Here is an 18,784-nt window from a genome sequence, read left to right on the forward strand (position 1 = left end):
GACGGTCGTCACGACGCTCGAAGGTACGGCCACCGCGGTCGTCACGGCGCTCGAAGCTGCGGCCACCCCGGTCGTCACGACGGTCGTCACGACGCTCGAAGGTACGGCCGCCCCGATCGTCACGACGCTCGAAACCACGGTCACCGCGGTCGCGGTCGAACGGACGACGCTCACCCCGGTCGTCGCGGCGCTCGAAGCCACGGCCACCGCGGTCGTCACGACGGTCGTCACGACGCTCGAAACCGCGACGCTCACGGCGCTCGAACGGCGCCGCGCCCGCCGGACGCTCCTCGCGCTCGGCCTCGCGCTCCGCCGGCTGCTCGGCCACGGCCAGCTCCTCGGCGGCCGTCGCCTGGGCCTCGGCCACCGCGGCCTCGGGGTCCTCGCCACGCTCACGGGCGACGCGGGCCACCAGACGGTCGGCCTCCTCGCGCAGCTCGGTCGCACGGCGCTGGGCGCGCTCCAGCTCCTTGGTCAGCTGGGCCACCTCGCGCTCGGCCTGCTGGGCCGCGTTGGCGGCGGACTCCGACTGGACCTCGGTCATGGAGCGGGCGCCGGTGATCTCGGCGACCTCCGGGTCGAAGGCGCCGGCACCCTGGATGATGTGGCGGGCCGCGTCGACGCCGGCGTCCTCCATCAGGCGGAAGATCTGACGGCGCTGGTGCGGCAGGGACAGGGAGACGACCGTGCCGGTACGGCCCGCGCGGGCGGTGCGGCCGGCGCGGTGCAGGTAGTCCTTGTGGTCCCCGGCCGGGTCCACGTTCAGGACCAGGTCGATGCCGTCGACGTGGATGCCGCGCGCGGCGACGTCGGTGGCGACCAGGACGTTGACGTAACCGTCCTTGAAGTCGGCCAGGGTGCGGGTACGGGCGCCCTGGGTCATGCCGCCGTGCAGCGCGTCGGCCTTCACGCCGGCCTCGCGCAGCTGCTCGGCGACGCGGTCGGCGCCCAGCTGGGTGCGGACGAAGATGATCGTGCGGCCCTTGCGGGAGGCGATCGCGGCGGTGACCGGCGCCTTGTCCTTGGGCTTCACGATGAGGATGTGGTGCGACATGGTCGTCACCGCACCCTGGGCCGCGTCCACCTCGTGCAGGACGGGCTCGCTCAGGTAGCGGTCGACGAGGGTCTTGATCTCGTTCTCCATCGTGGCGGAGAAGAGCATCCGCTGGCCGCCGGCCGGGACCTGGTCGAGCAGCTCGGTGACCTCGGGCAGGAAGCCCAGGTCGGACATCTGGTCGGCCTCGTCCAGAACGGTGATCTGGACGTCCTCCAGGGAGCAGGCGCCGCGGTTGATGATGTCGCGCAGCCGGCCCGGGGTGGCCACGAGGATGTCGACGCCGCGCTCCAGGGCGTAGATCTGGTTGCCCATGGAGGTACCGCCGCAGACGACCTTCATCTTCAGGCCGACGACGTCGCCGTAAGGCTGGAGGGCGTCCGCGACCTGCATGGCCAGCTCGCGGGTGGGGGTGAGGATGACGGCACGGGGCCGCTTCTTCTCGGTGCGTCCGCCGGCCAGCTGGGCCAGGGTCGGCAGACCGAAGGAGAGGGTCTTGCCGGAGCCGGTGCGGCCACGGCCGAGGATGTCCTTGCCGACCAGGGCGTCCGGGATGGTCGCGGCCTGGATCGGGAAGGGGGTCGTCACGCCGTTCTGCGCGAGCTTGCGCACAACGCCCTCGGGGAGGCCGAGGTCGGCGAAGGTGGTCTGGGGGGTGGTGTCAGTGGCCTCGGGGGCCTCGGTGACCTCGGTCGTCACGTCGATGAGTTCGTTCTCGTTCTCGGACACGACGATCTGGTCAGTACTGGACACGGACATGCGAATGCGAAACCTTCCGGAGTCTCTTCGGCACGCGCCCGTCAACTCCGTGAATCGCTCACGACCGCCTCAATGCGGTCCGCCACGGCAAAGGAGAGTACGCGCCACACGGCGCGCTCTGTGATGGCGCCGGGCAAATGGGATCAAACGATCTACCACCATACGCACCTACCACCCCCAAAGGCAAACCGAGCCTCGTGGTCCGTCGCGGACGTCACACCGGCACGCCCGCGGCGGGCGCCGGCTCCCGCTGGACCAGCTGCGGTCCCGTCTCCTCGTGCGCCGACGAGGACGGCTCGGCGGACGGCGGCTCCGAGACGGGCGGCGGCGGGGTGGAGGCCGGCGGCTCGGGCGGGGCGGAACTGGCCGGGGGCGTCGGCGGCACCTTGGTCGGCGCCGGGTCCCCGGGCGGGTCCGTCTTCCCCGGACCACCCGGCTTCCCCGGCTTTCCCGGCTTCGCCGGCGCCCCCGACGCACTGCCCGTGCCCGACGGGGTGGCGGAGGCCGGGGCGGACTCCCCGGGTTTGGCCTTGCCGCCGTGCCCGTGCTTTCCGTCACTGACCGCGCCCTCCTCGGCGAGGCCGCCCGCGCCGCCCGCCGGACCGCCGCCGGGCGCCTCACCGCCGTGCTGCCCGGCCGAGTGGGCGGGGCGGACCCGGCCCGCGTCGTCGCCCACGCTCACGCAGCCGGCGGCGGTGGTCAGGGCCAGGACCGTGACGGCGAGACGGACGGGTACGTACAAGGGGCGCACGGCGGCCACCTCCGGGGGCAAGGAAAGAAGTCAACCTCCCCAACTCCCGCCGCCCGCAAGAGGACACGCGCCCCGCGCGCATCGGCACTCAGCCGCACACGCCGCCGCGCTCGGCCGTACGGGCGCCTCGGCGGCGCCCACGCACCGCCGCGCTCACCCGTAACCGAGGGTGTGCAGCCGGGCGTCGTCGAGGCCGAAGTGGTGGGCGATCTCGTGCACCACCGTCACCTCGGTCTCCGCGACCACGTCCTCCCGGCTCTCGCACATCCTGAGTGTCGGTCCCCGGTAGACGGTGATCCGGTCCGGCAGGACACCCGCGTACCACTCGCCCCGGTCGGTCAGCGGTGTCCCCTCGTAGACCCCGAGCAGCTCGGGGTCGTCGGCGGGCGGTTCGTCCTCGACGAACACCGCGACGTTGTCCATCAGCCGTGTCAGCTCCGGCGGAATCCGGTCGAGCGCCTCGGCGACCAGTTCCTCGAACTCCTCGCGCGTCATCTCCAGCACAGGGTCATTGTCCGGTACGGACGGCCCCGTACGAGAGTGCCGAACCGTCGCATATCCGCGCCGGGGCATGGGCATACGGGACCAATGGCCCGCGCCCCCCTCGCAGCCCTGAACGCCCTGCTGAACCGGACCTCGAACCGCACCCGATCGCCCCGCGGCCGTAACCACCCGCTCCCCCGCCTCGAACTCACCGCCCGTCCGCGCCCCTGGCTGCGCGGGCTGGGGCTCGCCGCGGTCGTCCTGGTCGGCGCCTGGCTGGGCCTGCTGGTCGTCGGTGACGTCCGGGCTCCGGTCGGCCCGATGGACACGACGATGGCGCTGCGCCCCTCCGTCAGCGGCGGCACGAAGATCAACGTCTCCCCGCTGGGCGCGCTGAGCCTGGACAGTCACGTGGCACCGGTCCGTCTGGACGTGAACGTCGACCAACTGGACCCGGAGCGCTCCCAGGCCCTGGTCGACCACCCCGAACGGCTCTCCGGGCTGCAGGACGAGGTCGCCCGGGACGTCGAGCACGGCACGCTGGACCTGGCCGTACGGTCCTGCGTGGCCGTGGTCGCCGGGGCCACGGCCCTCGGTCTCGCCGTCTACCGCCGTCCGCGCCGGGCCCTGGCCGCCGGCGGGCTGGCCCTGGCCCTGCTGGCCGCCTCGGGCGCGTCGGCGTACGCCACCTGGAACCCGAAGTCGGTCCTGGAGCCGAGGTTCTCGGGGCTGCTCAGCTCGGCGCCGTCCGTGGTCGGCAACGCCCGCAGCATCGTCACGGAATTCGACGTCTACCAGAAGGAGTTGGCGCGCCTGGTGACGAACGTGACGAAGCTCTACGACGTCACGTCCACCCTCCCCGCCTACCGGCCGGACCCCTCCACCATCCGGGTCCTGCACGTGTCGGACATCCACCTCAACCCGGCGAGCTGGAAGATCATCGGCTCGCTGGTGAAGCAGTACCAGGTGAACGTGATCGTCGACTCGGGGGACACGATGGACCACGGCACGGCCGCGGAGAACGGCTTCCTGGATCCGGTGCGGGACCTGGGCGTGCCCTATGTGTGGGTGCGCGGCAACCATGACTCCAGGGCCACCCAGCACTATCTGGAGCGCATGAAGAACGTGCACGTCCTGGACGACGGCCGGGCGCGGACGGTGGCGGGCCTGCGGTTCGCGGGCACCGGCGATCCGCAGTTCACCCCCGACCGCTCGACGGTGCCCGGCAGTGAGGCGTCCGAGGAGCTGGCGGGCGCCCGGCTGGCCAGTGCCCTGCGCGACCAGCGGGCGGCCGGCACCCCGGTGGACGTGGCGATCGCCCACGAGCCGTCCGCCGCCCGGGAGACGGACGGCGAGGTGCCGCTGGTGCTCTGCGGACATCTGCACCACGAGGGGACGGCGACGCTGCCGTACGGCACACGGCTGCGCATGGAGGGCTCGACCGGCGGCAGCGGGCTGCGCGCCGTGGAACACAAGTACCCCGCCCCGATCGAGGCCTCGATCCTCTACTTCGACCGGGACAGCCGCAGGCTGCAGGCCTGGGACGCCATCAAACTGGGGGGACTGGGTCTGACGACGGCCGAGGTCAGCCGCCATCTGGCGGACGAGAACCGGCCCGGTGCCACCGGTGCCACGCGCTCGCCCTCCCCCTCCCCCGCGGGCCCCTCCTCCGGTGCTGCCACGACCTCGCCGTAAACCGTTTTGGCGATACCCCCCGCCATCCCATATGCTTCTCACGTCCCCGACGCGCTGAGAAGCGCCCAGGCGGGCCGATAGCCCTCATCGTCTAGCGGCCTAGGACGCCGCCCTTTCAAGGCGGTAGCACGGGTTCGAATCCCGTTGGGGGCACGCAAGATCGTGTGCGACACTGTTGCACACAAGCTTGGTCCTGTGGAGCAGTTTGGAGTGCTCGCCACCCTGTCAAGGTGGAGGCCGCGGGTTCAAATCCCGTCAGGACCGCTGGTGTTTCACGTGAAACACCGTGGCTGGGTAGCTCAGTTGGTACGAGCGTCCGCCTGAAAAGCGGAAGGTCGCCGGTTCGACCCCGGCCCCAGCCACCGCAGCCCTGACCAGGGCAAGAGCCCCTCCCTGATCCGTCAGGGAGGGGCTCTTTCGTGTCTTCTACGCCAGCCTGTACGCCGACGGAGCAGACCATGGTGAAGGCCCTACCGGGCATCGACCCGGCGCCGCCGCTCGATCGGCACCCCGAGCGGGTCTGGTACACGTCCTACGGCTCCAACACGCATCTGGAGCGGCTCGCCGCCTACATCAAGGGCGGCCGTCCGCCCGGCGCGGCGCGGGAGTACCCGGGATGCCGCGACCCCGCCATGCCGGCCCGGTCGATCCCGGTGGAGCTGACCGGTGCCATGTACTTCGCCACGAGGTCGCCCGTGTGGGGCGGGGGGCGGGCCTTCTACGACCCGCAGCCGGACGGGCGGGTGCTGGCCAGAGCGCACTTGGTGACGAGCGGCCAGTTCGCCGACATCGCGGCCCAGGAGATGTACCGGGCGCCGGACGTGGACCTGGATCTGGAGGAGGTCCTCACGCGGCGGCGTGCCGTACTCGGCGAGGGGCGCTACGAAACGCTCGTGTGCGCGGGCCAGGTGGAGGGCATGCCCGTGCTGACCTTCACGGCGTCGTGGGCGATGAACGACGTGCGATGGGTTCCTCCCTCCGCCGCCTACGTCCGGTTCCTGGCGGCGGGCCTGCTGTCCGCCGGGGCATGGGACAGGGCGGCGGTCGCCTCGTACGTCGCGGCCTGCCCCGGCGCGACCGGCCACTGGTCGGCCGAGGACATCGCCGCTCTCCTCGGCACCGGACCGGGCCGGCGCTGACCCCTACGACCGGGACACCACCGGGCGGCACCCGGCCCGAGGACGCCGGGCCGCCCCGGGGTTTCCGTGACGTCTTGGCACCGCGCCCGGCCGGCGCTACGTTCAGCCTGATCACGCGGGCGCCGGGGGCGGGGGAGACATGAGCCGGGACGAGGCCAGAGCCAGTCAGGACACCGAGCTGGAGAAGGTCCGGGCCCGTTACGGGCTGCTCGCGGTCGTCGTCAGCAATCTCGCGATCGCCGGAGTCGCGGCCTTCGGGGTGTGGCGGCTCGACGGGGACAAGGCGGTGATCGTCGGCGTCCTCACCGCGGCGTTCACCGCCGTCAGCAGCATGACGACGGCCTACCTGGGCATCAAGGCCATCTCCAACACCGCGCGGTCGATCGCCCTCGGAGACGGCCCGGCCCGCAGGCACCCCGAAGCCACCCCGCCGGTACCGCCCGTCCAGCGCACGCCCTAGGCCGCGTGGGCCGGCCGGGTCGGCCGGCCGCCCGGATGGCGCTCGCGCCAGACCACGAAGACCACGCAGGAGACGACCGCCCAGCCCGCCAGCACCAGGAACGGGAACGCGTGCTGGTGGCCCCGGAAGTACACCGCGGTGTGCTGGGCGTTCACCGAGGCACCGGGCGGCAGCCAGCGCCCGATCGTGCCGAGCGGGGACGGCAGCAGCGGCCAGGAGACGGCACCGCCGGACGAGGGGTTGCCCAGCAACACCATCAGCCCCCACGTCGGCAGCATGGCCCAGCGCCCGACCAGGGTGTTGAACATCGTGAACACCATGCCGGACGTGAACATCGTCAGGGCGAGGATGAGCCACGACTCGGCGAACGGAAGCCTCAGCGCGCCCAGCCACCAGTCCACCACCGCGGCGATCGTGAACCCGCCGAGCACGGCGTAGGCGACGATGAAGGCGATGCGCTCCACCGGGTTCAGCTCCTTCGCGTGCACGCTCAGCTGGATGGCCCCGATGAAACCGATGATCACGGCGGCGAGCGAGATGTAGAAGATCGCGAGTCCCCGGGGGTCGCCCCGCTGCAGCGGATTCAGGTCGTGGACCACCACGGGGGTGCCCGTGGCCCTGCTCACCTTCGCCGCCGACTCCGAGAGCACCTGCGCGACCGTCGCCCCCGACGCCCCGGACACGTCCAGGGTGAGCCTCCGGCCGCCGGCGGGCACCTCGAACACGGCGAACACCTTCTGTTCCTCCACCGCCCGTACCGCCGCGTCCCGGCCGTCGTAGGCGTCCAGCTTCATGGAGGCGCCCAGGGACTTCTCCATGCCGTCGATGACCCGGCGGGCGGCCGGCTCGTCGTAGTGGCCGGTCACCGCCGCCGGGATGCTGTGCGGGGTCGGGTTCGCCATGGCGTACGTGTAGGAACCGGCGAAGAGGCCGGCCGCGGCGGCGAGGATCAGGACGAGGACCGTGGCGGGCAGGAAGGGCGACCGCCGGAACGCCGCCCAGCGTTCCGCGCGGGTCGGGGTGCGGCCGTGCTCTCCATGAGGTGACTCCGACATACGGAACAAGCTAGGGCAATCGATACATCGTCGCCCTCCGTCAAATCGTTCGCGTGATTTTTGGCCGGGGTGAGATCCTGGACTCCGTATGTCTACGCATCCCGCCCCCGCCCTCGGCACCCTCGCCCCCCGTCTGACCGAGCTGTCGCTGCGCGACGCGCACCGGCTCGGCCGACGGCTCGAGGGCGCGCGCAAGATCCGTAAGCCCGAGGCCCGCGCCGCCGTCCTCACCGAGATCGAGACCGAGATCGGGCGCGCCGAGGAGCGCATGGCCCGGCGGCGCTCCCGCGTGCCGGCCGTCACCTACCCCGAGCAGCTGCCGGTCAGCCAGAAGAAGAACGAGATCGCGGACGCCATCCGCGCTCACCAGGTGGTCATCGTGGCCGGTGAGACCGGGTCCGGCAAGACCACCCAGATCCCCAAGATCTGCATGGAGCTGGGCCGGGGCGTGCGCGGCATGATCGGGCACACCCAGCCGAGGAGGATCGCGGCCCGGACCGTCGCCGAGCGCGTGGCGGAGGAGCTGGACACCCCGCTCGGCGAGGCCGTCGGCTGGAAGGTCCGCTTCACCGACCAGGTGAATCCGGACGCCACCTTCGTCAAGCTGATGACGGACGGCATCCTGCTCGCCGAGATCCAGACCGACCGCGAGCTGCGCGCCTACGACACGATCATCATCGACGAGGCCCACGAGCGGTCCCTCAACATCGACTTCCTGCTCGGCTATCTGGCCCAGCTGCTGCCGAAGCGGCCGGACCTGAAGGTCGTGATCACCTCCGCGACCATCGACCCCGAGCGCTTCTCCCGGCACTTCGGCGACGCACCGATCATCGAGGTCAGCGGCCGGACGTACCCGGTGGAGGTGCGCTACCGGCCACTGCTCGAAGAGGACTCGGACGACGCCGACCGCGACCAGATCACCGCGATCACGGACGCCGTCGAGGAGCTGATGGCGGAGGGCAAGGGCGACATCCTCGTCTTCCTCTCCGGCGAGCGGGAGATCCGCGACACGGCGGACGCCCTGGAGAAGAAGAAGTACCGGTTCACCGAGGTCCTCCCCCTGTACGCCCGGCTGTCCCACGCCGAGCAGCACCGGGTCTTCCAGCAGCACACCGGGCGCAGGATCGTTCTGGCCACCAACGTCGCCGAGACCTCCCTCACCGTCCCCGGGATCAAGTACGTCATCGACCCCGGCTTCGCCCGCATCAGCCGTTACAGCCACCGCACCAAGGTGCAGCGCCTGCCCATCGAGCCGATCTCGCAGGCGAGCGCCAACCAGCGCAAGGGCCGCTGCGGCCGTACGTCCGACGGCATCTGCATCCGCCTGTACTCCGAGGACGACTTCCTCGCCCGGCCGGAGTTCACGGACGCGGAGATCCTGCGGACGAACCTCGCCTCCGTCATCCTCCAGATGACCGCGGCCGGTCTCGGCGACATCGAGAAGTTCCCGTTCATCGACCCGCCGGACCACCGCAACATCCGCGACGGCGTGCAGCTGCTGCAGGAGCTGGGCGCGCTGGACCCGGCCGAGAAGGACACCCGCAAGCGGCTCACGGACACCGGCCGCAAGCTGGCCCAGCTGCCCGTCGACCCGCGTCTGGCCCGGATGGTCCTGGAGGCCGACCGGAACGGCTGTGTCCGTGAGGTCATGGTCATCGCCGCCGCGCTGTCCATCCAGGACCCGCGCGAACGCCCGGCCGACAAGCAGGCCCAGGCCGACCAGCAGCACGCCCGCTTCAAGGACGAGACCAGCGACTTCCTCGCCTATCTGAACCTGTGGCGCTACGTCCGCGAGCAGCAGAAGGAGCGCGGCTCGTCGTCCTTCCGCCGGATGTGCAAGCAGGAGTACCTGAACTTCCTGCGCATCCGCGAGTGGCAGGACATCTACAGCCAGCTGCGCACGGTCGCCAAGCAGATGGGCATGCATCTGGAGGAGCCCGCGGCGGGCGCCGAAGCCCCGGCCGACCGCGTCCACGTCTCCCTCCTCGCCGGCCTCCTCTCCCACATCGGGATGAAGGACGTGAAGGACGGCAGCAAGAACGAGTACCTGGGCGCCCGCAGCGCCAAGTTCGCGATCTTCCCCGGTTCCGCGCTGTTCAAGAAGCAGCCGAAGTTCCTGATGTCGGCCGAGCTGGTGGAGACGAGCCGCCTGTGGGCGCGTGTGAACGCCAGGATCGAGCCGGAGTGGGTCGAACCGCTGGCCGAGCACCTGCTCAAGCGGACGTACAGCGAGCCGCACTGGGAGAAGGACCAGGCGGCCGTGATGGCGTACGAGAAGGTCACGCTGTACGGCGTCCCGATCGTCGCCCAGCGGAAGGTGAACTACGGCCGGATCGACCCCGCCGTCTCGCGCGAGCTGTTCATCCGCAACGCGCTCGTGGAGGGCGACTGGCGCACGCACCACAAGTTCTTCGCCGACAACCGCAGACTGCTCAGTGAGGTCGAGGAGCTGGAGCACCGCGCCCGGCGCCGGGACATCGTCGTGGACGACGACACCCTCTTCGACTTCTACGACCAGCGGGTTCCCGAACACGTGGTGTCCGGTGCCCACTTCGACTCCTGGTGGAAGCGCAAGCGGCAGGAGCAGCCGGAGTTCCTGGACTTCGAGCGGGAGATGCTCATCCGGGAGTCGGCGGAGGCGGTCACCAAGGCCGACTACCCGGACAGCTGGCACCAGCGGAACCTGAAGTTCCGGGTCACCTACCAGTTCGAGCCGGGCGCGGACGCCGACGGTGTGACGGTGCACGTCCCGCTCCAGGTCCTCAACCAGGTCACGGACGAGGGCTTCGACTGGCAGATCCCGGGCCTGCGCGAGGAGGTCGTGACCGAGCTGATCCGCTCCCTGCCGAAGCCGATCCGCCGCCACTACGTACCGGCGCCGAACTACGCGAGGGCGTTCCTGGAGAAGGCGGTGCCCCTCCAGGAGTCGCTCACCGTCACGATGGCCCGTGAGCTGAAGCGGATGGTCGGCGTCCCATTCGAGGCGGACGACTTCGACTGGGCGAAGGTCCCCGAGCACCTCAAGATCACCTTCCGGATCGTCGACGAACGGCGCCGGAAACTGGCCGAGGACAAGGACCTGGAGGCGCTGAAGCTGCGCCTGAAGCCGAAGGCGCGCCAGGCCCTTTCGCAGGCCGCGGCGGCGACGGCGTCCCGCGAGGGCGGCGAGTCCCTGGAGCGCGAGGGCCTGACGGACTGGACGATCGGCACCCTCGCCCGGGTCTTCGAGACCCGCCGGGCCGGCCAGCCGGTCAAGGCGTACCCGGCACTGGTGGACGACGGCGACACGGTCTCCGTCCGGCTCTTCGACACCGAGGCCGAGCAGGCGGAGGCGATGTGGAAGGGCACCCGTCGGCTGATCCTGCGCAACATCCCCGTGAACCCGGCGAAGTTCGCCTCCGAGAAGCTGACGAACGCCCAGAAGCTCGCGCTCTCCGCCAACCCGCACGGCTCGGTCCAGGCGCTGTTCGACGACTGCGCGACGGCGGCGGCGGACAAGCTCATCGGGGACTTCGGAGGGCCGGCCTGGGACGAGGAGTCGTACCGGAAGCTGTTCGACAGGGTGCGCTCGGAGATCGTGGACACCACGGTGCGTACGGTCGCCCAGGTACAGCAGGTGCTCGCGGCCTGGCAGGCGTGCGAGCGCCGCCTGAAGGCCGTCAGGAGCCCGGCGCTGCTCGCGAACCTCACGGACGTCCGCAAACAGCTGGACGCCCTCGTGAAGACCGGTTTCGTCACCTGGGCGGGCATACGACGCCTGCCCGACCTGATGCGCTACATGGTGGCCGCCGACCGCCGCCTCCAGCAGATGCCGACGAACGTCCAGCGGGACACCACGCGCATGGAGAAGGTCCACGAGATGCAGGACGAGTACGCCTGGCTCCTGGAACAGCTCCCGCAGGGCCGCCCGGTGCCCTCCTCGGTCCTGGACATCCGCTGGATGATCGAGGAGCTGCGGGTCAGCTATTTCGCCCACGCCCTGGGCACGGCGTACCCGGTCTCGGACAAGCGGATCGTGAAGGCGATCGACGCCGCCGTGCCGTAGCCAACCCTGCACGGAGGGTGAGTTCGACCAGGACGCTCACCCTCCTGTACAGTCTCTTCTCGCAGCGCAGTGCACGACAAGCGCCGCGGAAAACCTGGTCCTGTGGAGCAGTTTGGAGTGCTCGCCACCCTGTCAAGGTGGAGGCCGCGGGTTCAAATCCCGTCAGGACCGCATAGAGAACGAGGCCCGCGCCCGGAAGGGAGAGCGGGCCTCATTCGTGTGCGCGCACCACCCGCCACTCCCGGCCCGCCCAGCGCAGGGACCCCACGGGAGGCAGCCCGCGGGACCCTGCACGCCGGTGCGGCCGTGGCGGCGGAGTGCCGCCGCGGTCTTGACGGCGTCACATTCGCTCGGTACCCAGAAAGCAGGGCTCGTTCCTCCCGTACGGCCCCTGGAGGTGGCGTATGGCGGCATCGGTCAGGCACGAGACGCGGGCGCTTCTGAGGGCCCATCTGTCGGCCGCCTCCTCCTACCGGCACCGCACCCGGCACTGCCCCATCTGCCACCGCCTGCTGCGGCTGGCGATGGACGCCGGCCCGTTCGTCCAGGACGCCGGACAGGAGCCCGTCGAGGAAGAGAGTCCTCGTCACGCGTGACCCCTGCCGGGCCCCAACCGCCGTACGGGCGTGGGACTCTGGAGCGGGCACTCCCATTAGCGCATGCGGAGCGTGGCCAGCAAGCGCCCGACCGTGTGACGGGAGTCACCGCATGGGTTTTTGAAACCGTGGCACTTACCCCTGTCATACAACGGGTCAATTTAATATGTGCAATTGCACCCCTCCCGGGGGCTGCGCACAGCCGTTCCGACAGGCATCCCCAGACTCCGACAAGGACGCTCACCAGGGCCACCCACCTCCGGCCACCCAGCTGTGGCCGGGCACAAAAAAATCGCGCTGGACCCGGCGGAGTCCAGCGCGATCGACGACGCACCCTGTGTGGCTTGCCGACAACGTTCTCTTCGGCTTGGGCGAGGGCCCTGTTGGGGCAGGTCCCGCGTCGCTTGGAGCTAGGGTTTCGGGCGCCTCGGCCGGTTGGGGGGCCGACCGTCTTGCCCGGTTATGGAGTTGTTCAGGCCTCGCTGCGCTGCTGCGGAATGCCCGCCAGCAGGGCGCGGACCTCGGCCTCGCGGTAGCGGCGGTGTCCGCCGAGCGTGCGGATGGACGTGAGCTTGCCGGCCTTCGCCCACCGCGTGACCGTCTTGGGGTCGACACGGAACATGGTGGCGACCTCAGCCGGGGTCAGCAGCGGCTCGGCATCAGGGGTGCGAGCGGTCATGAGCGGCCTCCTCGGGAGAACCGAACCTTCTCGGTTCTTTCCTCTAAATTCTGCACCTTGACCCGCGTTGCCCGAAATGGCGGACGCGAGTCGAGTCGGTTATAGGACGAACGGCTTGTCCTCGGCACTACAACTACACCATCTGTCCAGCCGCGTCGGCCAAACCGATGGAATTGCCCTCCCAGGTGTTCATCAGCGACGGAAGCCGATGGACCATGCCATAGCGGACAGTCACGCCACTGTGACGATCAGTCACAGGGCGATCAGGAGTCACCAGACCCCCCAAAGCGTGCAATGCTGAGAATCCGCCCACAGATGAGCATAGTTGGGCGAACGGAGCCCTCCCCGGGCTCCTTGTCCTATTTTGGCACGAGGGGTGGCAACTAGAGCAAGAGCCGGGTAAGTGCTATCCGTCACCCTTAGGAATAAAAGTCCAGATCGGGACCAACGTCCCGTCAGGTCTCCAAGCGAGTAGAACGTACGCTGTCCGGCACCGATTTGACCGTGATGTACGTCACTCAGTTCGCGGAGCGCCGGTCCCGCACCGTTCGCCACCGCTCCACCAGCCGCCCGTACGCCTCCCCGGCGGCCGTCCCGTCACCCCGGCGCAGCGCCTCGATGCCGGCCGCCACGTCCGCCGCCGAGTGATCGTCCTCCAGCTCGCCCGCCGGCAGCACGTGCACCAGCCCGCCGTAGTCCAGCTCCACCAGCGAGCGCGGGTGGAACTCCTCCAGCCAGCGGCCGACGTCCGTCAGGCCGTCGATCAGCGGGCCCTCCTCGACGGTGTCCCTCAGTGTGCGCAGCGCCCGCGCCACCCGGCGCCTGGCCTGCACCATCGGCGTGCGGTAGCGCAGCACCGGGGGGACGTCGGCGGTCCCCTTGTCGTACCGCCGCTCCTCGTCCGAGACCAGGACGAACCAGTTCAGCGGCACCTGCCAGGTCGCCGTCCGGATCCACGGGCGTGCGTCGGGGTTGCGGGCCAGCCAGCGCTCGTAGTCCTGGGCGGCCTGGCGGCGCACCACCGGGGGCAGCACCGCGTCCAGCACCGGCGGCGGCAGTTCCTCGGCCAGGTCGCCCAGGGCCTGCCAGCCGCGCAGCCGGGTCCGCCAGGGGCACACGCAGACCACCCCGTCGACCTCCAGCACGAAGGCGTCGCCGCTCTCGTGCACCGGCACCGCGATCGGCGGGGTGGGCAGCAAGTCCGCCAGGGAGCGGCGCAGTTCGTCCTGGTAGGAGGGGCGCTCCGGGCGCCGGGCGTAGCGCGCCCAGTGGCTGCGCTCCGGTTCGGGGAAGGCGCCCAGCGGCTCGTACACACGCAGGTAAGCGGCATAGGGGACGACCACGGAGGACACCTTGGGCACGCCTGCTCCCTCCCCATCGGGCCCGGCTCGAAACCACTGCAAATCGTGCCATGGTCATGCGTGCGCAGCGGCCCCGGGAGGGTGATCCTGAACACTGCACGGATGGTGAGTGGGCCGAGGCTCTACGCTCATGCCACGGCTCTCCGCCACCCGTACGGGGACCGCACCCCACTCGCCGCTAGTACACAGGAGTCACCACAGTGACCGACGTAACCGGCGCGCCTGCTGATGTCCTGCACACCCTGTTCCACTCGGACCAGGGCGGCCATGAGCAGGTCGTGCTCTGCCAGGACCGCGCCAGCGGCCTCAAGGCCGTGATCGCCATCCACTCCACCGCCCTGGGCCCCGCCCTCGGCGGCACGCGCTTCTACCCGTACGCCACCGAGGCCGAGGCCGTCGCCGACGCCCTCAACCTCGCGCGCGGAATGTCCTACAAGAACGCCATGGCCGGTCTCGACCACGGCGGCGGCAAGGCCGTGATCATCGGCGACCCGGAGCGCGACAAGACCGAGGAACTGCTCCTCGCCTACGGCCGTATGGTCGCCTCGCTCGGCGGGCGCTACGTCACCGCGTGCGACGTCGGCACGTACGTGGCGGACATGGACGTCGTGGCCCGCGAGTGCCGCTGGACCACGGGCCGCTCCCCGGAGAACGGCGGCGCCGGCGACTCCTCCGTGCTCACCGCCTTCGGTGTCTACCAGGGCATGCGCGCCTCCGCCCAGCACCTGTGGGGCGACCCCTCCCTGCGCGGACGCAGGATCGGCGTCGCCGGCGTCGGCAAGGTCGGCCACCACCTGGTGCGGCACCTGCTCGACGAGGGCGCCGAGGTCGTGATCACGGACGTGCGCGCCGAGGCCGTCCGGCGGATCCTGGACCAGCACCCCGCCGGAGTGACGGCCGTCGCCGACACCGAGGCGCTGATCAGGGGCACCCGGACCGGCGGTCTCGACATCTACGCCCCGTGCGCCCTCGGCGGCGCCCTCAACGACCTCTCCGTCCCGGCGCTCACCGCCAAGGTGGTGTGCGGTGCGGCCAACAACCAGCTGGCCCACCCGGGCGTGGAGAAGGACCTCGCCGACCGCGGGATCCTCTACGCGCCGGACTACGTGGTGAACGCCGGCGGGGTGATCCAGGTGGCCGACGAGCTGCACGGGTTCGACTTCGACCGGTGCAGGGCGAAGGCGGCGAAGATCTTCGACACCACGCTGGCCATATTCGCACGTGCGAAGGAAGACGGGATTCCGCCGGCCGCCGCGGCCGACCGGATCGCCGAGCAGCGGATGGCCGACGCCCGCTCGCACCGCGTCGCGCGCTAGCCCGTTCGTACACATGAGCGGTACCCGTCGGCGGGAACTTGGAGAGAACTCTCACTTCCCCCGGCGGGTCGTTCCCCGATAAGTGGTTAAAATCGCCACTGACCAGCGAGGACAGGGCGCCTCGAAGGTCCTGTGCACACGCGCGTGCTGCGGGCGACGTACCGTATGGGCGCGGGCTCAGGTACCGTGGAAGCCCTACGGACCGGCCTCTCCGCGGAGGGTTCGTTCCGGATCATGAACGCGTGTCAGACTCTGGGGCCACCGAGCCCCGTCACCGAGGGGGTCGAGCCATGGGGCGCGGCCGGGCCAAGGCCAAGCAGACAAAGGTCGCCCGCCAGCTGAAGTACAACAGCGGTGGGACTGACCTGTCACGTCTGGCCAGTGAACTGGGCGCATCGACTTCGAGCCAGCCGCCGAACGGCGAGCCGTTCGAGGACGATGAGGACGATGAGGACGATCTCTACTCGCGCTACGCCGACCTCTATGAGGACGACGGGGACGAGGATGACGGTCCCTCACAGCACCGTCGCGGCGCTTGACCTTGTACTGAGCACTCACCCGGTCGGTGGCACTGCCACCGACCGGGTTCTGTGCTGTCCGCAGGGTCAGACGGCGTAGTCCCCGACCAGCTCCGCGCCGGTCGTCTTCGCGCCACGCTCGGTGATCTCGCCGGCGACCCAGGCGTCGACACCCCGGTCCGCCAGCGTCGCGAGGGCCACGTCCGTGGACTCCTGCGGCAGGATCGCGATCATGCCGACGCCCATGTTGAGGGTCTTCTCCAGCTCCAGGCGCTCGACGTTCCCGGTCGTTCCGACCAGGTCGAAGATCGCACCCGGGGCCCAGGTGGAGCGGTCGACCACGGCGTGCAGGCCGTCCGGGATCACCCGGGCCAGGTTGGCGGCGAGTCCGCCGCCGGTGATGTGGCTGAAGGCGTGCACCTCGGCGGTGCGGGTCAGCGCCAGGCAGTCCAGAGAGTAGATCTTGGTGGGCTCCAGCAGCTCCTCGCCGAGGGTGCGGCCCAGCTCCGCGATCTCCGTCTCCAGGGCCAGGCCCGCGCGCTCCAGCAGGACGTGGCGGACGAGTGAGTACCCGTTCGAGTGAAGCCCGGAGGACGCCATGGCGATCACGGTGTCACCGGTGCGGATACGGTCCGCGCCCAGCAGCCGGTCGGCCTCCACGACGCCCGTACCGGCGCCGGCGACGTCGAAGTCGTCCGCACCCAGCAGGCCGGGGTGCTCGGCCGTCTCGCCGCCCACCAGGGCGCAGCCGGCCAGCACACAGCCCTCGGCGATGCCCTTGACGATGGCCGCGACCCGCTCGGGGTGGACCTTGCCGACGCAGATGTAGTCGGTCATGAACAGCGGCTCGGCACCGCACACCACGATGTCGTCCATGACCATCGCGACCAGGTCGTGGCCGATGGAGTCGTAGACGCCCATGCGGCGCGCGATGTCGACCTTCGTGCCCACGCCGTCGGTGGCGGAGGCCAGCAGCGGGCGCTCGTAGCGCTTGAGGGCGGAGGCGTCGAAGAGCCCGGCGAAGCCGCCGAGGCCGCCCAAAACCTCGGGGCGCTGGGTCTTCTTCACCCACTCCTTCATGAGCTCGACGGCGCGGTCGCCCGCCTCGATGTCGACGCCCGCGCTCGCGTAGCTGGCACCGGTGGTCTCGGAAGACATGATCTTGAGAACTTTCGTGTCGTACCGCGTGAAAAAAGCGGGCTTACGGGCGACGGATCGCGTCGGCGGCGGCCGTGGCCGCGGGCCCGGCGGCCAGTTCGGTCTCCAGCAGCTGCTTTCCGAGCAGCTCCGGGTCCGGCAGCTCCATCGGGTACTCGCCGTCGAAGCAGGCGCGGCACAGGTTCGGCTTGGCGATCGTGGTCGCCTCGATCATGCCGTCGATGGAGATGTAGGCGAGGGAGTCGGCACCGAGGCTGGTGCCGATCTCCTCGATGGTCATGCCGTTGGCGATCAGCTCCGCGCGGGTGGCGAAGTCGATGCCGAAGAAGCAGGGCCACTTCACGGGCGGGGAGGAGATCCGGATGTGGACCTCGGCGGCGCCGGCCTCGCGGAGCATGCGGACCAGGGCCCGCTGAGTGTTGCCCCGCACGATCGAGTCGTCGACGACGACCAGGCGCTTGCCCTTGATGACTTCCTTCAGCGGGTTCAGCTTCAGGCGGATGCCCAGCTGGCGGATGGTCTGCGACGGCTGGATGAAGGTCCGGCCGACATAGGCGTTCTTGACCAGTCCCGCGCCGAAGGGGATGCCGGACGCCTCCGCGTAGCCGATGGCGGCCGGAGTGCCGGATTCCGGGGTCGCTATGACCAGGTCGGCCTCGGCCGGGGCCTCCTTGGCCAGGCGCCGGCCCATCTCCACGCGGGAGAGGTACACATTCCGGCCGGCGATGTCGGTGTCCGGGCGGGCCAGGTACACGTACTCGAAGACACAGCCCTTGGGCTTCGCTTCTGCGAATCGCGAGCTGCGCAGACCGTTCTCGTCGATGGCGACGAACTCGCCCGGCTCGATCTCGCGCACGTAGCTCGCGCCGCAGATGTCGAGGGCGGCGGACTCCGAAGCGACGACCCAGCCGCGCTCCAGGCGGCCGAGGACCAGCGGGCGGATGCCCTGCGGGTCACGGGCGGCGTAGAGGGTTCCCTCGTCCATGAAGACCAGGGAGAAGGCGCCCTTCACCTTCGGGAGGACCGCGTGCGCGGCCTCCTCGATGGTCAGCGGCTTGCCGTCCTCGTCGACCTGGGCGGCCAGCAGGGCCGTCAGCAGGTCGGTGTCGTTGGTGGCCGCGACCCGGGTGGAGCGGCTGTTGTTGTCGTTCGGCAGGGCGGCGACCATCTCGGCGAGCTGCGCCGTGTTGACCAGGTTGCCGTTGTGGCCGAGCGCGATCGAACCGTGCGCGGTGGCGCGGAACGTCGGCTGGGCGTTCTCCCACACGGAGGCCCCGGTGGTCGAGTAGCGGGCGTGTCCGACCGCGATATGGCCCTGGAGAGAGCCGAGAGAAGTTTCGTCGAAGACCTGGGATACCAGGCCCATGTCCTTGAAGACGAGGATCTGGGAGCCGTTGCTTACCGCGATTCCCGCGGATTCCTGGCCCCGGTGCTGGAGGGCGTAGAGCCCGAAGTACGTGAGCTTTGCGACCTCTTCGCCCGGAGCCCAGACGCCGAAGACGCCGCAAGCGTCCTGGGGGCCCTTTTCGCCGGGAAGCAGATCGTGATTGAGTCGACCGTCACCACGTGGCACACCACCGAGTGTAGGCGAGGTCGACCACTGGTCCGAATTGGGGATGCGCGCCCCTGACCGGCCGAGCGGTGTCGATCACCTTGGGGGTTTCTACGTTTGCGCTGGTCAAGGCGGCTACGGCGGTGACCGCGGGACGATCCGG

General features: G+C 70.3%; 15 protein-coding genes and 4 tRNA genes. 11 read left to right on the plus strand and 8 right to left on the minus strand.

The genetic code is table 11. The annotated features are described in order from the left end of the window. The 3 genes from AB0B40_RS30740 to AB0B40_RS30750 all read right to left on the minus strand — a co-directional run. The coding region (locus tag AB0B40_RS30740; RefSeq protein ID WP_362266798.1) for a DEAD/DEAH box helicase at positions 1-1,813 on the minus strand (1,813 nt) is incomplete at its 3' end. A gap of 214 nt (positions 1,814-2,027) precedes the next feature. Continuing rightward, positions 2,028-2,564, minus strand: a complete 537-nt coding sequence (locus tag AB0B40_RS30745) for a hypothetical protein (protein ID WP_345048092.1) — start codon at positions 2,562-2,564, stop codon at positions 2,028-2,030. A gap of 153 nt (positions 2,565-2,717) precedes the next feature. Next, positions 2,718-3,068, minus strand: coding sequence for a metallopeptidase family protein (locus tag AB0B40_RS30750; protein WP_345048091.1), 351 nt, complete (start codon positions 3,066-3,068; stop codon positions 2,718-2,720). 84 nt (positions 3,069-3,152) lie between these two features. On the opposite strand from AB0B40_RS30750, the gene AB0B40_RS30755 reads away from it, so the two are divergent. The 6 genes from AB0B40_RS30755 (at position 3,153) to AB0B40_RS30780 (ending at position 6,341) form a co-directional block, all read left to right on the plus strand. After that, positions 3,153-4,742: a metallophosphoesterase gene (locus AB0B40_RS30755; RefSeq protein ID WP_362266799.1), complete on the plus strand. Its 1,590-nt coding sequence runs from the start codon at positions 3,153-3,155 to the stop codon at positions 4,740-4,742. A gap of 80 nt (positions 4,743-4,822) precedes the next feature. Next, positions 4,823-4,895, plus strand: a tRNA-Glu gene (locus AB0B40_RS30760). Positions 4,896-4,931: 36 nt separating this feature from the next. Further along, positions 4,932-5,006: transfer RNA gene (locus AB0B40_RS30765), tRNA-Asp, on the plus strand. A 24-nt stretch (positions 5,007-5,030) separates the two neighbouring features. After that, positions 5,031-5,104, plus strand: a tRNA-Phe gene (locus tag AB0B40_RS30770). A 96-nt stretch (positions 5,105-5,200) separates the two neighbouring features. Further along, complete coding sequence (locus AB0B40_RS30775) at positions 5,201-5,881, plus strand: histone deacetylase (RefSeq protein WP_362266801.1); 681 nt, start codon at positions 5,201-5,203, stop codon at positions 5,879-5,881. A gap of 139 nt (positions 5,882-6,020) precedes the next feature. Then, complete coding sequence (locus tag AB0B40_RS30780) at positions 6,021-6,341, plus strand: hypothetical protein (RefSeq protein ID WP_345048088.1); 321 nt, start codon at positions 6,021-6,023, stop codon at positions 6,339-6,341. Here the strand turns inward: AB0B40_RS30780 and AB0B40_RS30785 are convergent. Then, on the minus strand, positions 6,338-7,396 hold the full coding sequence (locus AB0B40_RS30785) for an ABC transporter permease (RefSeq protein ID WP_345048087.1): 1,059 nt from the start codon (positions 7,394-7,396) through the stop codon (positions 6,338-6,340). The two genes, AB0B40_RS30780 and AB0B40_RS30785, sit on opposite strands and share 4 nt — an antisense overlap. Positions 7,397-7,484: 88 nt before the next feature. Between AB0B40_RS30785 and hrpA the strand changes: the two genes are divergently transcribed. The 3 genes from hrpA (at position 7,485) to AB0B40_RS30800 (ending at position 12,037) form a co-directional block, all read left to right on the plus strand. Further along, positions 7,485-11,441, plus strand: coding sequence for an ATP-dependent RNA helicase HrpA (gene hrpA / locus AB0B40_RS30790; protein WP_345048086.1), 3,957 nt, complete (start codon positions 7,485-7,487; stop codon positions 11,439-11,441). A 96-nt stretch (positions 11,442-11,537) separates the two neighbouring features. Beyond that, positions 11,538-11,612 (plus strand) — tRNA-Asp (locus AB0B40_RS30795). Between the two features lie 233 nt (positions 11,613-11,845). Then, positions 11,846-12,037, plus strand: coding sequence for a DUF6274 family protein (locus tag AB0B40_RS30800; RefSeq protein ID WP_362266803.1), 192 nt, complete (start codon positions 11,846-11,848; stop codon positions 12,035-12,037). Between the two features lie 472 nt (positions 12,038-12,509). Here AB0B40_RS30800 and bldC read toward each other — a convergent pair whose 3' ends face one another. Then, positions 12,510-12,716 (minus strand): developmental transcriptional regulator BldC, encoded by a 207-nt coding sequence (bldC, locus tag AB0B40_RS30805; RefSeq protein ID WP_003949541.1) that lies wholly within the window; start codon positions 12,714-12,716, stop codon positions 12,510-12,512. Between the two features lie 518 nt (positions 12,717-13,234). Next, positions 13,235-14,077, minus strand: coding sequence for a hypothetical protein (locus AB0B40_RS30810; RefSeq protein WP_345048082.1), 843 nt, complete (start codon positions 14,075-14,077; stop codon positions 13,235-13,237). 200 nt (positions 14,078-14,277) lie between these two features. Between AB0B40_RS30810 and AB0B40_RS30815 the strand changes: the two genes are divergently transcribed. Both AB0B40_RS30815 and AB0B40_RS30820 read left to right on the plus strand, forming a co-directional pair. Next, positions 14,278-15,393: a Glu/Leu/Phe/Val dehydrogenase dimerization domain-containing protein gene (locus tag AB0B40_RS30815; RefSeq protein ID WP_345048080.1), complete on the plus strand. Its 1,116-nt coding sequence runs from the start codon at positions 14,278-14,280 to the stop codon at positions 15,391-15,393. Positions 15,394-15,683: 290 nt separating this feature from the next. Continuing rightward, complete coding sequence (locus tag AB0B40_RS30820) at positions 15,684-15,932, plus strand: DUF3073 domain-containing protein (RefSeq protein WP_345048079.1); 249 nt, start codon at positions 15,684-15,686, stop codon at positions 15,930-15,932. A gap of 66 nt (positions 15,933-15,998) precedes the next feature. On the opposite strand, the gene purM is transcribed toward AB0B40_RS30820, so the two are convergent. After that, positions 15,999-17,069 carry a phosphoribosylformylglycinamidine cyclo-ligase gene (gene purM, locus AB0B40_RS30825; RefSeq protein WP_345048078.1) on the minus strand — a complete coding sequence of 357 codons (1,071 nt, stop codon included), beginning with the start codon at positions 17,067-17,069 and terminating at the stop codon, positions 15,999-16,001. Positions 17,070-17,112: 43 nt separating this feature from the next. After that, a complete protein-coding gene (gene purF, locus AB0B40_RS30830; protein ID WP_161294528.1) occupies positions 17,113-18,642 on the minus strand; it encodes an amidophosphoribosyltransferase in 1,530 nt (509 codons plus the stop codon). Between the last annotated feature and the right edge of the window lie 142 nt (positions 18,643-18,784).

The organism is Streptomyces sp. NPDC042638, assembly GCF_040647235.1.
Classification (GTDB): domain Bacteria; phylum Actinomycetota; class Actinomycetes; order Streptomycetales; family Streptomycetaceae; genus Streptomyces; species Streptomyces rameus.